General features: G+C 60.4%; 17 protein-coding genes. 6 read left to right on the forward strand and 11 right to left on the reverse strand.

Going from position 1 to position 14,664, the window contains the following annotated elements; translation table 11 throughout:
• Both IV098_RS13380 and IV098_RS13385 read right to left on the reverse strand, forming a co-directional pair.
• A partial coding sequence (locus IV098_RS13380; protein ID WP_296889895.1) for a PrkA family serine protein kinase occupies positions 1 to 941 on the reverse strand: 941 nt, incomplete at its 3' end.
• Positions 942 to 1,278: 337 nt separating this feature from the next.
• Positions 1,279 to 1,728 carry a hypothetical protein gene (locus IV098_RS13385; protein WP_296889897.1) on the reverse strand — a complete coding sequence of 150 codons (450 nt, stop codon included), beginning with the start codon at positions 1,726 to 1,728 and terminating at the stop codon, positions 1,279 to 1,281.
• A 79-nt stretch (positions 1,729 to 1,807) separates the two neighbouring features.
• Between IV098_RS13385 and IV098_RS13390 the strand changes: the two genes are divergently transcribed.
• Positions 1,808 to 2,278, forward strand: coding sequence for a hypothetical protein (locus tag IV098_RS13390; RefSeq protein WP_296889899.1), 471 nt, complete (start codon positions 1,808 to 1,810; stop codon positions 2,276 to 2,278).
• A 26-nt stretch (positions 2,279 to 2,304) separates the two neighbouring features.
• Here IV098_RS13390 and IV098_RS13395 read toward each other — a convergent pair whose 3' ends face one another.
• From IV098_RS13395 to IV098_RS13405, 3 genes are all read right to left on the reverse strand, one after another.
• Positions 2,305 to 2,697 (reverse strand): PilZ domain-containing protein, encoded by a 393-nt coding sequence (locus tag IV098_RS13395; RefSeq protein WP_296889901.1) that lies wholly within the window; start codon positions 2,695 to 2,697, stop codon positions 2,305 to 2,307.
• A gap of 388 nt (positions 2,698 to 3,085) precedes the next feature.
• Entirely contained in the window at positions 3,086 to 3,493 is a 408-nt protein-coding gene (locus IV098_RS13400; RefSeq protein ID WP_296889904.1) for a hypothetical protein, read from the reverse strand.
• Between the two features lie 807 nt (positions 3,494 to 4,300).
• Positions 4,301 to 5,248 (reverse strand): LysR family transcriptional regulator, encoded by a 948-nt coding sequence (locus tag IV098_RS13405; RefSeq protein ID WP_296889905.1) that lies wholly within the window; start codon positions 5,246 to 5,248, stop codon positions 4,301 to 4,303.
• 94 nt (positions 5,249 to 5,342) lie between these two features.
• On the opposite strand from IV098_RS13405, the gene IV098_RS13410 reads away from it, so the two are divergent.
• Both IV098_RS13410 and IV098_RS13415 read left to right on the forward strand, forming a co-directional pair.
• On the forward strand, positions 5,343 to 5,942 hold the full coding sequence (locus IV098_RS13410) for an NAD(P)H-dependent oxidoreductase (RefSeq protein WP_296889907.1): 600 nt from the start codon (positions 5,343 to 5,345) through the stop codon (positions 5,940 to 5,942).
• A gap of 78 nt (positions 5,943 to 6,020) precedes the next feature.
• A complete protein-coding gene (locus tag IV098_RS13415; RefSeq protein ID WP_296889910.1) occupies positions 6,021 to 6,719 on the forward strand; it encodes a pirin family protein in 699 nt (232 codons plus the stop codon).
• A 42-nt stretch (positions 6,720 to 6,761) separates the two neighbouring features.
• Here the strand turns inward: IV098_RS13415 and IV098_RS13420 are convergent, their stop codons facing one another.
• The 6 genes from IV098_RS13420 to IV098_RS13445 all read right to left on the reverse strand — a co-directional run bounded on the left by IV098_RS13420 (position 6,762) and on the right by IV098_RS13445 (position 12,060).
• Positions 6,762 to 6,995: a hypothetical protein gene (locus tag IV098_RS13420; RefSeq protein ID WP_296889912.1), complete on the reverse strand. Its 234-nt coding sequence runs from the start codon at positions 6,993 to 6,995 to the stop codon at positions 6,762 to 6,764.
• A 76-nt stretch (positions 6,996 to 7,071) separates the two neighbouring features.
• On the reverse strand, positions 7,072 to 7,860 hold the full coding sequence (locus tag IV098_RS13425) for an ankyrin repeat domain-containing protein (protein ID WP_296889914.1): 789 nt from the start codon (positions 7,858 to 7,860) through the stop codon (positions 7,072 to 7,074).
• Complete coding sequence (locus IV098_RS13430; protein WP_296889916.1) at positions 7,857 to 9,917, reverse strand: nitroreductase family protein; 2,061 nt, start codon at positions 9,915 to 9,917, stop codon at positions 7,857 to 7,859. Before IV098_RS13430 ends, IV098_RS13425 begins: the two co-directional genes overlap by 4 nt.
• Entirely contained in the window at positions 9,914 to 10,819 is a 906-nt protein-coding gene (gene draG, locus IV098_RS13435) for an ADP-ribosyl-[dinitrogen reductase] hydrolase (RefSeq protein WP_296889918.1), read from the reverse strand. Before draG ends, IV098_RS13430 begins: the two co-directional genes overlap by 4 nt.
• Positions 10,820 to 10,822: 3 nt before the next feature.
• A complete protein-coding gene (locus IV098_RS13440; RefSeq protein ID WP_296889920.1) occupies positions 10,823 to 11,641 on the reverse strand; it encodes an NAD(+)--dinitrogen-reductase ADP-D-ribosyltransferase in 819 nt (272 codons plus the stop codon).
• Entirely contained in the window at positions 11,638 to 12,060 is a 423-nt protein-coding gene (locus IV098_RS13445; protein ID WP_296889922.1) for a response regulator, read from the reverse strand. The genes IV098_RS13440 and IV098_RS13445 overlap by 4 nt, the downstream gene beginning before the upstream one ends.
• Before the next feature lie 263 nt (positions 12,061 to 12,323).
• Between IV098_RS13445 and IV098_RS13450 the strand changes: the two genes are divergently transcribed.
• The 3 genes from IV098_RS13450 to IV098_RS13460 all read left to right on the forward strand — a co-directional run.
• A complete protein-coding gene (locus IV098_RS13450) occupies positions 12,324 to 12,779 on the forward strand; it encodes an Rrf2 family transcriptional regulator (protein ID WP_296889924.1) in 456 nt (151 codons plus the stop codon).
• Between the two features lie 317 nt (positions 12,780 to 13,096).
• Positions 13,097 to 13,993, forward strand: a complete 897-nt coding sequence (gene nifH / locus IV098_RS13455) for a nitrogenase iron protein (RefSeq protein ID WP_296889926.1) — start codon at positions 13,097 to 13,099, stop codon at positions 13,991 to 13,993.
• Between the two features lie 166 nt (positions 13,994 to 14,159).
• On the forward strand, positions 14,160 to 14,664 hold a 505-nt coding region (locus IV098_RS13460; RefSeq protein ID WP_296889928.1), incomplete at its 3' end, for a nitrogenase component 1.

Below are 14,664 nucleotides of genomic sequence, written 5' to 3' on the forward strand. Positions count from 1 at the left end.
GCCTCGTTGTTCTTGTTGTTGCGGAAAGTCGTCCACTCCGACTCGTTGCTGTGGGCCAGCACCACGCCGTCGAACGGAATGGCGCCGAAGCCCTCGGTGCCCTTGTAGTTGCTTTCCTGGGTGGCGGTGAGCAGCGGGTGCAGCACCTTGATCGGCGCCTTGAACATCTCGACGAATTCCAGCAGGCCCTGGTTGGACAGGCACAGGCCACCCGAGTAGCTGTAGGCATCGGGGTCGTCCTGGGAGAATTTCTCCAGCTTGCGGATGTCTACCTTGCCCACCAGCGAAGAAATGTCCTGATTGTTCTCGTCGCCCGGCTCGGTCTTGGAAATGCCGACCTGGCCCAGCACCGACGGCCAGCGCTTGATCACGCGGAACTGGGTGATGTCGCCGTTGAATTCGTGCAGGCGCTTGACCGCCCACGGCGACAGCACCTTGCCCAGATAGCGCCGCGCAATGCCGTATTCCTGTTCCAGGATGTCGCCGTCCTCGTCGGGCGAGAACAGCGACAGCGGCGAGTCGTTCACCGGCGAGCCCTTGATCGCGTAGAACGGCGCTTTTTCCATCAGGTGCTTGAGCTTTTCCGCCAGCGAAGACTTGCCGCCGCCAACCGGACCCAGCAGATAGAGGATCTGCTTCTTCTCTTCCAGACCCTGGGCCGCGTGGCGGAAGTAGGAAACGATTTGTTCGATCGTTTCTTCCATGCCGTAAAAATCCTTGAACGCCGGATAACGCTTGATGACCTTGTTGGAAAACAGGCGCGACAGGCGCGGGTCCTGCCGGGTATCGACCAGCTCCGCTTCGCCAATCGCCGCCAGCATGCGCTCGGCGGAGCTGGCGTAGCTCATGTGGTCTTTTTTACAGATCGCCAGAAATTCCTCCAGCGAATATTCCTCTTCCTCCCGGCGATAGCGTTCGATGTACTGATTGAACAAGCTCATGACGTACTCCTGGTGGTTGATCGGTAGGGGTCTGACTCAACTCTCGCAATGATCGTGCCATATCCATAACGGCTATCGTTCGACCACATTGAGCACTGTTGGTGCCCGAGGCGAATACGATTTGATCTTAGATGGTGCCAGCGCAAAAAGAATCGCACCATCGCGGGGCGCAACGCGCCGGATGCACGGGTTCTGGAGCTGCGCCGGGCGCGGCCGGTTGGCTGAAATACCGCAGCCTGCCTTGATTTTCAGGGAAATCGGGCAAGGCACTGAGGCGGTGCCGGTTGAGCCCGGGGGCGCTTGCTGCTGCTTGGTCGCGCGGATACGCTGGAGCAATCTACTTTGATATGGGAGAAAAAATCCCGCTCCAACTGCTTGTCGCTATCCGCAACTGGTCAGACCCGAGCTTCGTCAGTTTGAATTTGCCGCCGTTTTTTAATGCTTGTCGCAAAATCCATCCGGCCGCCGGCCCCAGGCGAATCTGCTCCCCGGTAAACCGGGCTTCGAAATCCGTGCCTGTTTTGCAAATGACGCCACGGCTCTCGGCCCAAAGTCCCTCTCCGGTTTTGGTGAATTCCATAAAAAGAGAACCATTGTTTTCAACAATCGACATCACCAGCGGTTTCCCGTCATCCATCGAGGTCTCTTCCCATTTCAGAGGGAAGATCTGGTTGCCGAGCATGACGCCTAATTCGCCGACTGTTGCGGCACATGTTGGCGCAGCCTGCGTTTCGCCATTCAAAGCCAGAAGCAATGGCAGGTAAAACAAAATAAATATTCGGCGCATGGCGAGACCCGGTTTCTCGGAATTTCTCTGAATGAGAGCGATCAGAAAAACAGTCTAACCACATAAGCTGATCAATTTTATGACCGCTTCAGCGTTGGAGGCCCATATTCAGAATCAGTCGTCGGGCATCAGGTTTTGCCCGGCAAGGATTTCGACAATCCTGGTTTCAAAAAATCACTACTTTGAGCCCTTGGCCGGCCGCCCCGTCTTGATTACCTCTAGACGGCGCACAGCGGCAAGCAGCGATGTGTCGCTCAGTTTCGCCAGGCTGGCGACAGCCGCACGCAGGATTTCGCTTTTTTTCGCCGATATGCCCGCATCCAGACAACGCTTTTTAAGCGCCGTAATCTGCGCGTACTCAAGTTCGGGCATGGTGAAACTGTCGCGAACCAGTTTGGCCTTTTTGGCTTTGGCGGGCTTGTCGTCTTTGCTGTTCTTGGCTACAAAAGGTGTTGGCTCATGGGCGACTTTCTTTGCCGGAGGAGTGGTGGCCTTGGCAGCGACAGCTGGCCTTTTTCTGGAATCATGGCCAATCCTTTATTCGATATAAACAGAATAAAAAGCTTAAAGGCGTGTCTACGAAACCGGCAGCAGTCCAGAGGATTTTTGTTTGAGCAGGGCAGGAAGCTCCCGCTCGGCATGACCGGGCGGCGCCAAGTTGAAGAGCGTGATCTGTCGTATCGTGCTTTGGAGTGCTGAATCAAGCGGTGCGAATTCGATTCCGACAAAGGCGTGTTCAGTGTGCGCAATGGCGCCGTTTACCTGGAACAGCATGTCCTCATTCAGGCTTAACACCCACAGCACGCACCGGGTTCCGGGCCCCGCATTGCCGATGGTCGAGGCGTGGAACAGCGCCCCGTAGAGCGAGATATCAATCAGCGTCCCAGGATAGGTTATCTCAGGACAAATCAGCCGAGCTTTCGAGAGAAATGGATAGCGGGGATGAGCGCGGCGTTCAAGGGTGTGCATGGCGTTCTGCTTATGAATGAGGTGCAGGAGTTGATATCCTACCGTCCCCTCATTGCAGTCTGTTGTCAGTGAACTGTGATCATCGCTTCTACCATCGTAGGCGCTTTCAGGATGACGCACTGGAGATCTCGGAGCAAACCGAAATTAGCAGAGGGGGAGTCGGCCGCACGCTACGCTCTTTGATGGACTTCGTGCGGCCGCTTTTTGGCAAGATGCTGTATGCGTGCAGTCGGCCAGTTTCAGACAGTCAGACCAATCAACACGACCGTCCAGTCATCGACCAATAACAGACATTTCACACGTTGGAAGTAACTGGCGCCTGAGCGCAGCGAGAAAGCACAAACCGTAGCTTTTTAGTGTCCAACTAACTGAAATTTTGGACGTCGATTTACGCAAGGCTTTTCCCTATATAGAAAAGAATTGACGAGATTACTGTAGACACAAAAGCAATGATTGAACTGGCGCCGAAATTGGTGCCTAAACCAATGCTGAATCCGAGGACGTATGAGGCAAAAAATGCAACAAAAACCATCAGCCCGCCAACTCCTGAAATGTTGGCGCTACTACCAAGGAGAAAACTAAATATCGTGAAAATGGCCAGTAGCATTAGTGCGAATGAGTAGCCGATGGCCCTTAATGACTCGCCATACGAAAATGATGTGCCTGCAACTGATTGAGCGACAGTTTTAACTGTCGCTGCGATTACGAATGTTCCAAATAAGGTAATTATCGTGACTTTAACTGGCGCCCAGATTGCAAAAATGATTAAGCTGACAACAAGAATAATGTACTGCATGTTTAAGCTTTCTAAAGTTTAAATTAAGGGGCGCTCCGCTTGCGATACGCCAGCTTGAACGCAATGTTAGAACGCGTTAATTGCCTATGCGCTAGCCAAACGCCCACAACCAACAACAGACCATATGCGAGAACTTCATAAGCTGATATGGCTATGGCGAGGGGATGTCTGCCGACAGCTGTGATCTCGGGGATGCGCAGCATAAGAACAGGAAGTGACATAAGCAGTGCCACGGTTGCAGCCGATTTCTGGTAGAGAAGTGCTACCGGGTAACAGAACATAACTGAAATAACCGCGGCGGAAAGGAACCCCTGTGCAAGTAGCGCTCCGAGGACGAGAGATCTCTCCTCGGGAATGGGGATGATTTCACCGAAGAATTCCAAGCTGTAACCGTACCCGACAAAACCAGCCCAGATAAGAACGGGAAGAAGAAGTAGTCGTATGGCGGTGAAAGAACCTGAAGGCATAAGCGTGCTAATAGTTATTCCAGAGACCGATGGCACCATAAAGTAAACAGTCAAGGATCGATATACAACTTTAGTTGTAGTTTGGGGCCAGATATGGCCGGAAGCCTCACCTAAAGATCAAGATGGACGATCACTTCCGCTGGCTGAGCGGACGTAGGACGCACAAGCTATGCTTGACCGCTTGCGGTCGGGTGCAGTCCTTCGCTACTGCCGAAAGCAGCCATTCGGCTTCGTACTCCCGAAACTTCGGCAACCTGCGCGACACCGGTCATTCAGCTGAGGCGACGCCACCGGCCGCAATGGCCGATGAAGCGACAAAGCACGATCCCAATCCATACACTCAGATTTTGCGTCCTGACGGCTGCCGGGCTGCGGCAGACATGCCTCCAAACGTGGCCTGCAGCGTGTCGATGAATGCCCGGGTTTTTGCGGGCATGAGTTTGCGCCCTGGAAACACCGCTGACACCGTTTGGCTGGGGAGGCACCAGTCTGGGAGCACCCGGACCAATCTGCCTTGACGCACATCGGCCAGGGCAAAGTAGTCGGGGGCGGCTGCTATCCCTGCGCCTGCGCCGGCCAGACGGATCAGGAGTTCCGGCGAATTGGCGGTGACGCGCGCGGCTGGAACGCCTTCCCAACGGGCTTCGCCCTTGCTGAGGGCCCAATTCGCAGGCTCACCGTTCGCGCCAAGCAGTCCGACCGTGTTGTGATGAACCAGGTCTTCGGGCTTCGCCGGATGGCCGGATTCTGCAAGGTAAGCAGGGGACGCGTACAGGCCGGTTGAAACTTCGGTCAGACGTCGCGCGGCCAGCATGCCGTCATCGGGCAGTTCGCCGATGCGGATGGCCAGGTCGAATCCTTCTCCCAGCAGGTCAACGCGTCGCGGCGACAGGTCGAGCTCCAGCAGGATGCGCGGGTGCGTTGCCGCAAACGCGGCAAGCGTGTCCACCAGCAGCAGGTTGGCAAAGTCGCTGGGCATGGACACACGCAATCTGCCGCTTGGCGCCGACTGGCGGTGTTCACGCAAGGCAGCCACTGCGTCCACTTCGGACACCACCTGACGGGCGTGTTCCAGCAATTGCAGTCCGAACTCGGTCACCGTCTGGCGCCGGGTCGTGCGCAATAAAAGGCGTTCGCCCAGGCGCTGTTCCAGTCCGGCCAGCCGCCGCGAGGCGGTGGACTTGGGCAAGCCCATTTTTTCAGCCGCACGGCTGAAGCTTCCCAGCTCGGCCACGTAGGCAAAGATGAGTAAATCGTTCGGGTCTATGTGGCTGTTTGATTGTTCCATATTGGGAACAATCATATCCAATTTACGGTATTTCAAAAGCGATTGGTGATGCCTACAGTGCATTCATCGCAAACAAACCCGTCGAGGTGCCGAAATGAACATCCTGCAAATCAATGCCAGCGCGCGTCGCGAGGGCGCCAACTCCACCCGTGTCGCCAACACCATCGTGGACCGTCTGAAGGCGGCGCATCCAGGCGTTCAAGTCACCGTGCGCGATCTGGCCGTCACGCCGCATCCGGTATTGGACGAAGCGGCGCTGGGCGCGCTATTCACACCCGCCGACCAGCGTACGCCGGAGCAGCATGCCCGCGTGGCGCTGGACGATGCGCTGATTGCCGAGATTCAGGCGCACGACACGCTCGTGCTGGGGGTGCCGATGTACAACTTTGGCGTGCCCGTTCAACTCAAGAGCTGGATCGATGCGATCGCTCGCGTGGGCGTGACGTTCCGCTATACCGAGCAGGGGCCGGAAGGTCTGCTCAAGGGCAAGCAGGTCTACATTGCCCTGGCCCGCGGCGGCCTGTACCGCGACACGGCCAAGGATGCGCAGGTGCCTTATCTGAAAAACGTGCTGGGCTTTCTGGGCATGACCGATGTGCGCTTTATCTACGCGGAAGGTTTGGCCATGGGGGCCGACGCGGCTGAACAAGGGTTTGCCCAGGCGCAGGCGGATCTCGAAGCGGCGTTCGCCTGATCTGTTCGCTTGAGAGCGGACCGCTTCGAATCCCTGGCTGAAACTTGACTACCCTTCATCAATTAAAAGGAGATCGACATGACACGACTCAGGCCCGCGAACGAACGTGGCCATGCCCGCCAGGGCTGGCTCGACAGTTATCACACCTTTTCCTTCGGACACTATTACGACCCCGAACACCTGGGTTTTTCCAACCTGCGGGTGATCAACGACGACACGGTGGTGCCTGGTGCCGGATTCGGCAGCCATGGCCATCAGGACATGGAAATCATCAGCTACGTGCTGGACGGCGCGCTGGAACACAAGGACAGCATGGGCAACGGATCGGTCATCCGTCCGGGCGACGTGCAGCGCATGAGCGCCGGCACCGGGGTGCAGCACAGCGAGTACAACCACTCGAAAACAGCGCCCGTGCATTTCCTGCAGATATGGCTGGAGCCCAACCGCTTCGGCGTTGAGCCTGGCTACGCGGAAAAGCATTTTTCGCCTGAGGAACGGCGCGGCCGTCTTGTGCTCCTGGTGTCGCCGGATGGCCGGGATGGCTCGCTGAGTGCGCATCAGAATGGCTTGCTGTACGGCAGCCTGCTCGAAGCCGGCGAGGCGGTCGAGCACAGCCTCGCAGCCGGGCGGCGGGCCTATGTTCACGTGGCCCGCGGGCGCGTCGCCGTCAATGGCCAGCCTCTGGACAGCGGCGACGGCGTCGCGCTGGACGACGTCGGCCAGGTGCGTCTCGAAGGCCTGGGGCACGCCGAGGTGCTGCTGTTCGATCTGGCTTGAAGCGTGCGCCGCCGTCCCTGCAACGGGGCGGCGGCCACAGGCTCAGAGTCCGTCGGAAGCCTTGCCCCAGGGATGGCTTGCGGAAACCAGCGCGGTCTTGATGCCGGCTTTTTCGACATCGGCCAGGGTTTTATACAACGTGGCTTCGTGCGCCAGCATGCTGCCTCTCATGACGGCGACATAGCGCGAGGCCGTATCGACCTCGCAGATATACCCGCCGCCCGGATCGTCGACGCTACGCAAATTGCCGTCCCAGTCCATAAAAAATCCGCTCATGTTGCATCCTCGTTGATGTCGGTTCAGGAATTGCGTAGCTGCGTTTGTTTTCCGCAAAGCCTGCGCGACCGGTAGTTCACGCCGCCTGCTTTATCGCCCTCTCTGCGCTGTGCAGCAATCGCAAACATTCGATTGTTGCCGCCATGTCGAGTGCGCTGAAGTCGTCCAGTGTTTTGAGTTGCGGCGTCGCGCCTGCGGCGAGGAGCTTTTCCACCACGGTGTGCTTGCCGGTGGAGGCGGCGTACATCAAACAGGTGGCGCCGTTGTCGTTCTGGTGATCGAGTGCGCTGCCAGCGCGGATCAGTACGTCCAGCGTGTCCGGGTCGGCGCCCACGCAGGCCAGCCAGAGTGCGTGGTTGCCGTCGGTGTTGCGCGTGTGGGGCGAGGCTCCGGCCTGGAGCAGGGCGGCAACGATTGCGCTGTTCCCATCCTTGCTGGCACGCATCAGGGGTGTCATGCCATGCTCGGCGACGGCTTCGAGATGGGTGACGGGATAGCCGTGTGCCCGCAGCCAGTCGGCAAGCTGCGGGCTGAGTGGCAGCGAAGCCGTTTGCGGGTGGTGTTGCTGCCAGGCTTCGAATCCGCCATCCAGGCTATAGACCTCCGCAAAGCCGAAATCCGCGAACATTTGTCCATACACCTGGCTGGCGTTGCCGTGGTAACAGACCAGCAGAACCGCTGCGGCTTTGGGCGTGCCGAGCAGCATGGCGTCCAGATTGTCGCTGGACAGGCGGCATGCCGAGGCGATGTGCGCCAGCGCGAAGCTGGCGGGGTCGCGCGAGTCGAATACCCGCACGCCGCCATGCGCCAGCAGTTGGCGGGCAGCGGCGACATCGATGCACTGAAAGCTGCGTTCAGGTTTCATGGAGCGATCTCCGTGTCGGTTTCCGCAATGCGCTCGGGGTAGGGCGGCAGGGTGGTGATGCGGGTGTCGGCGAGCGGAAGGCCGACGGTGAAGTGATAGAGCGACTGGAATTGCCGGTCGCTCAAGCCGAGCAGTTCGTGGAAAGCGTCGTCGAGGAAACAGCCGATGCCGGTGCCGCGCAGGCCGAGCGTTTCCGCCGACAGGTACAGCACGTGGCCGAGCAGGCCGGCTTCCCAGTGCAACTGGCGGTAGCGCCAGGCATCGGCGCTGACCAGCGGTTCGAATGCGGCCAGCATGCCGAGCGAAAAGCAGCCGTCGGCGGCGATCGCCTGCTGGCAGCTGACGGCGCGCGCCACCTTCTGCCACAGCCCTTCGCGCAGGCGGTACAGCGGCAGGTGCGGGGGACAGCCTTCGACCCGCTGCCACTCGAATTCGTCGCTCAATGCCGCGCGCAGCGGGGCTTCGGCGGCAGCGTCGCGGGCCAGGATGTAGATGCCGGGCGCGACGCCTTCGACGCGGTGAACGAACAGCACCGGATGAACCTGCGGCCGCTCGCTCCACAGATCCCATGGCGCGCCATCATGCGGCAGCAGGGTGTCGACGAGCCGATAGAAATCCTCCGCTGCCATGCTGAATTTCGGGTCGAAACGCTGCGCGCTGCGCCGGCCCTTGATGATCTCGGGCGACGGCAGGTCGGTGGGCGTGGCGTCGGCTGGACAGCTGCGCTGCACGTTCGGCGCTGACGCGCCGCGTTCGCGCACGGTGGCGGCGGCGACTTCGTCGATGACCGGCCAGTAATACATGGGGTAGGGGTCGAGGATGTTCGCTTGCCCGCTCCAGTGGGTGTGGTCGGGATCCCAGGCCGCGGGCTCGACGACCGGCTGCGACGCCGGGCTGATTTGAGCCGGACTGATTTGAGCCGGACTGATTTGAACCAGCAAATCCGGCTCTTCGCGTTCCGCGCTGCCGAAGTCTTCGGCGCGCGCGGTGCCGAGCAGGTGGCCGAGCGGCTTGCTGCCGCAATCCGCCACCAGGCGCACGTGCCAGCCCAGCAGGGCCGCAGCGTAGCGCAGTGCGGCCAGCGCATGGCCGATGTCGAGCTGGCAGTAGCGGAAGGCGCGCTCGCCGTATTTCCAGGCTTCGCGCCAGTGGATGGAAGTGAGCCCGATCCAGAGGCCGTCCGGATGGGTGGTATCGGAGCGGCAGCGCATTTCGAGCAAGTGGTTGCGGCTGGCGTAGTGGTAGAGCCCGTCGTCCAGCCCGGCGACGCCGTGCGCGATCAGGTACGCCTCGGTCGGATGCAGGTTGCCGCTTGACGGATTGCAGCGCAGCGCCCAGCGGTCCGGTCCGTATTCCTTCCAGGCGGACAGCCCGAGCGAGAGCTCCAGCAAAGTGCCGATGGCTTCCAGCGACAAGGCGGGCGTTGTGGCCAGCGTGCCGGCATAGGCCGACCGGGCCGCGTTGAGCGGCAGGCGCACGAGCGGACTGCCGCTGTAGCTGCGAAACGGGTCCGGCTGCATCGTCCAGTCGAGCGTCTCCGGGCCGGCGGCGTAGCGTTCCGGCCGGTGCTTGGTGCGCTCGTGGTAGGCGAGCGCGACCTGCGCGCGTTCGCTGTTCTGCTGGTCGCCGGCGTGTGGCGTGGCGCAGGGCGTGGCCGCATGCGGGCGCGAACACTGCTCGCCGAGCGGCGGCACGTCGTGCGTGCCCGTGCCGCCCAGCCGTTGTTCGATCTGTGCCGCGTCGAATCCCGCCAGGCGCCAGCCCTTCGCTTCGATCAGCGGGCGCCGGATCAGCAGGGGATTGCCCAGCATCAGCTCCAGCGCGGTCTGGGCGTCGAGCCGGTCCGGGTCGATCTCGCCGGATTTCAGCTGCGGCGCGGCGCGGTTGAACCAGTCGGCTACCGGCAGGGCGGCGAAAAAATCGCGCAGCCGCAACGCGGTCCACGGCTCTTCCAGCAGGTTCCGCGCGATGACCTGATGACCGGCATCGAGCAACTGTTTCTTTTGCTGTGCGTTGGTCGCACAGCCCGGCTTTTCGTAAAAAATAAGGGTGCTCATCGGGGATCCTTTTTCACGTGTTGGGCGAGCCCGAGCAGGGCGCCGGTCTGCGTTTCGATACGCTGTCTGACATCCTTGTCCAGCCGCTTCAGCCAATAGCCCGGAATGCCGGATGCCCCGTAAGCCGCGCCGGCCAGCATGCCGGCGAGGGCGCCGTTGGTGTCGGCGTCTTCGCCGCGGTTCACCACCTCGGTCACGCAGGACTCGAAGCTGTCGGTGATGAAAAAGTAATGCAGGACGGTTTGCGTCGTATCGACGATGTAACCCGATGCCCGCCTGGGATAGGGTTCGAAGCGGAATGCCGGGAACGCGGCCACCAGACGGCTGGCCTCGGCACGGCAGCCTTTGATGCCGCCGCCGTGGATCAGGATTTGCGCCATTCTGCCGAGCGCCAGGGTGGCGGCGTCCGACAAGGGGTGGTGATGGGTGAGGTGGCATTGCTCGCGGGTCGCCTGGGCAAATTCGGCCTCGTCGTGCAGCGTCGCCAGCGCCAGCGGCAGGTTGCGCATGCAGGCGCCGTTGCCGCCGTCGGCCTCGTTCGCTTCGCCGGCCAGGGTGCCGTGCGTCATGTAGCGCTGGATGCCGCGGCGGCAGGTGTTGCCCACATCCACCGGCCGGGTCTTGAGCCAGGCGACGAAGGCGTCGGCAGCGGCGACCGCGTTCCAGCCGCTGCTGTCGATGATCGACTGCCCCAGCGCCAGCGACATCTGCGTGTCGTCGGTGATCTGTCCCGGTTTGAGCTTGAGCCAGCCGCCGCCGATCATGTCGCGGTGCATGCCGTAAGCGTGCTGGATTTCGGACGGCATCATGAATTCAACCGTTGCGCCCAGCGCGTCGCCCACGGCAAAGCCGAGATAGGCGCCCAATGCACGTTCGTACAACGCATCGCGAGCCGCTTCCATTGTTTAGAGGTAGCTGACCGAAACACGATAGTCACCGCCGATCACCAGATACTCCGCTTCGCCCTTGAGCGCGTGACGCGGCAGAAGATCATTGAAGAACAGGATTTTTTCCGTGGGCACGTGCGCTTCCAGAATGGAATCGCCGAATTCGCAGGCAATGCTGCGGTGTGCCGTGAACGATACGATGTTGTTCAGTCTGACCAGCGCGGGCCCGCTGCGAGGGCGCGACTGGCCACGCAGGAGATTGATTTCGCGAAAGTCGTTGACGCCGCGATACAGGGTGAGGTGATGCCGGCCCGGGCGGAACCAGCGCTTGATCGACCATTGGCAGAATTCGTACAGCACGTCGAGCTGGCTATGGATGTCGTTGTTGTGGAAACGGCTGGATAGTTTGTCTTCCACGTAATGCGACCATGCCGCAGAAGAAAAGCGCGCCAGCGCAGCCTTGTGGAAGGTCGGGAACAAGCCGAAGCGGCTTTCCGCCCAGCCTTTCAACACGGCGCCTTCGCGGCTGTTGGCGTCGTAGCCCCAGCCCTTGAGCAGGCGCAGATAGCTGGCGCGAAAACGCCGTGCCGGCGTGGCGCCGGGTTCTGCGTGTTGCGCTGACAAATTGAAGGTTTCGTCCATATAGGCCTGAAAGCAGTCGCCCGCTTCGGGTTGACTGCCGATCGCGTTCAGACGATCGAATAGCCGGGCATGGGTTTCATGCACGCCACGGATATGCAGCGGCTGGGGCGCGTCGTTGAATGACGTGCTCGCCAGCAGGCTGGTGGGAACGCCCACCAGATTGGCGCTGTGTCCCCGCAGGGCGGCAAGGCTCATGCGGCATGAATCGGAATCAGCGCCTGTTTGCGGCCCAGCAGGCCATCCACCTTCCGGCGCGCGTTTTCCACGGTCAGCGGCTTCACCAGCAGGCCGTCGATGCCTGCACCCTGACACGAAGCCACCAGCGGGTCTTCGCGGTTGTCGGCAACCAGCAGGATCTTCGCGCCGGCCAGGCGTGAGCGGATCAGCGGCAACACGTCGAGCCCGCGTTCTTGCACGACATCGATGCCGAGCAGCAGCAGGTCGGGCTTCCACTCGATGCCCTTGTCGAATGCCGCTTCGAGGCTGCTCAGGTCATGGGTTTCATTCTCGTCGTGCAGCATGAACTGCAATGCCATGCGCGTGATGTCGTCGTTGGCCACCACGAACAGGCGTTTGTTGTCCACCGCCATTGCGCTCTCTACGCCGATTTGCATCGCTCTTCTCCCGGGTGTCGGTCATTGAAACCACTCTGTGAAACCACTGAACAGCAAGAATCATTCCGGCAGCACACGTCGCGTGCGCATGAGGGTTTGCGCGTGAACGGCCGCCCGCGCACGTGTCGCATGTCGGACATGACGGGGAAAGTTGTAGGGTTCGCGACACGCGCTGAACCCGGCCACGACCGCAGGGCGGTGGCTTGCGGGGCGTGGACGTATGGCACGCACGTTGCTTCCCTGAAAAGGGAATCGAGGGCGCCATGTTTTTTTCCCGCACCAGCCAATACGCCATTCAGGCGCTGATCTACCTGGCCACCCAGCCGCGCGGCCGGCGGGTGCTCAACCGTGACATCGCGCTGAGCCTGGGCGTGCCATCCCATTATCTGGCCAAGATCCTGCAGGATCTGGCCCGTGAGAAGTTGCTGCATTCGGCGCGTGGGCGTACCGGGGGATTCAGCCTGAGCGCCGGCGCCCGCCAGTCCAGTCTGCTCGATATCGTTCTGTTGACCGAAGGTGCGCGTGTCGAACGCGAGTGCCTGCTCGGCCTCAAAACCTGCAAGGACGAAACCGCCTGTCCCCTGCATCGCGCGTGGAAGCCCGTTAAAAAGGAAATCCTCGCCACTCTGGGCAGCATTACGCTGAGCCAGCTTGCCCGCGCCGTCAAAAGCGGCCAGTACCGTCTGACCGATCTGCCGCTGGCGCTTGCGCCACGCTGAAAAACCCCACGCCGTTACGTTTCACCCCGCCTGCAACTTGTCCCCTTCACGACAGCGTTTTAGTCATTTGTCGTGTTTGCAACAAGCCTGAATCTGCCGGATTCACGAAATAAAACACTTAAAAATCAATTGATTGTCCGACATTTTGGCGGGTGGCACGGTCATTGCTGAGTACTGGGCGTGCAGCGAATGTTTTGCCGGATCCGTATCCGAATAAGAAGAAGAAGAAAAGGTGCGCAGCAGAGTTTTCGAGTCGGCCGAGTGCTTGCTGCCAGGGTGAATCGATTTTGAATTTTTTTTAACTTAAGGAGATACACGTGGCTAAATTAAGGCAGATTGCCTTCTACGGCAAAGGCGGGATTGGTAAATCCACCACCTCGCAAAACACCCTGGCGGCTCTGGCCGACCTGGGTCAGAAAATCCTCATCGTCGGCTGCGACCCCAAGGCCGACTCCACCCGCCTGATTCTGCATGCCAAAGCCCAGGACACCATCCTGAGCCTGGCCGCCGAAGCTGGCAGCGTGGAAGACCTCGAGCTCGAGGACGTGATGAAGGTGGGTTACAAAGACATCCGTTGCGTCGAGTCCGGCGGCCCTGAGCCCGGCGTCGGCTGTGCCGGTCGTGGCGTGATCACTTCCATCAACTTCCTGGAAGAAGAAGGCGCTTACGAAGGCATCGACTATGTCTCCTACGACGTGCTCGGCGACGTGGTGTGCGGCGGTTTCGCCATGCCCATCCGCGAGAACAAGGCGCAGGAAATCTACATCGTGATGTCGGGCGAAATGATGGCCATGTACGCGGCCAACAACATCTCCAAGGGCATTCTGAAGTACGCCAACTCCGGCGGCGTCCGCCTCGGCGGCCTGGTGTGCAACGAGCGCCAGACCGACAAGGAACTGGAACTGGCCGAATCGCTGGCAGCCAAGCTGGGTACCAAGCTGATCCACTTCGTGCCGCGCGACAACATCGTGCAACACGCAGAACTGCGTCGCATGACGGTGCTGGAATACGCACCCGATTCGAAGCAGGCTCAGGAGTATCGCGACCTGGCCCAGAAGATCCACAACAACTCCGGCAACGGCATCATTCCGACGCCCATCACCATGGACGAGCTGGAAGACATGCTGATGGAGCACGGGATCATGAAGGCGGTTGACGAGTCCGTCGTCGGCAAAACCGCGGCTGAACTCGCAGCAGAAGCCGCAGCAGCGTAATCGGGTCCGGTCGCCCGAGCGCCCATCCCTGGCGCAAAGGTGACCGGCTCAACAGAGGGAGACCTCTGCCAGGTGCATCGGCCGCTATGGCTCCGGTGTCACTGGCAGAGTTTTCCCGGGAACCGGGATGCCGGTGTTTAGTGTTCACATCATTCAGGAGGGCGAAATGAGCCTCACAGTCGAGCAAGTCAAAGAAAGAAACCAGGACCTCATCAAGGAGGTGCTGGAGGTCTATCCGGATAAAACCGCCAAGCGGCGCGCCAAGCACCTGGGCACCTTCGAGGAAGGCAAGCCCGACTGTGGCGTGAAGTCGAACGTCAAGTCGATTCCTGGCGTGATGACCATTCGCGGTTGCGCCTACGCCGGTTCCAAGGGTGTGGTGTGGGGCCCGATCAAGGACATGATCCATATCAGCCACGGCCCGGTCGGCTGCGGCCAGTATTCGTGGGCTGCGCGCCGCAACTACTACATCGGCACCACCGGTGTGGACAGCTTCGTCACCATGCAGTTCACCTCCGACTTCCAGGAGAAGGACATCGTTTTCGGCGGCGACAAGAAGCTGGAAATCATCATGGATGAAATCCAGCACCTGTTCCCGCTGAACAAGGGCATCACGGTGCAGTCCGAGTGCCCGATCGGCCTGATCGGCGACGACATCGAAGCGGTGTCGA

It is taken from the genome of Thiobacillus sp., from assembly GCF_018780105.1.
Taxonomy (GTDB): domain Bacteria; phylum Pseudomonadota; class Gammaproteobacteria; order Burkholderiales; family Thiobacillaceae; genus Thiobacillus.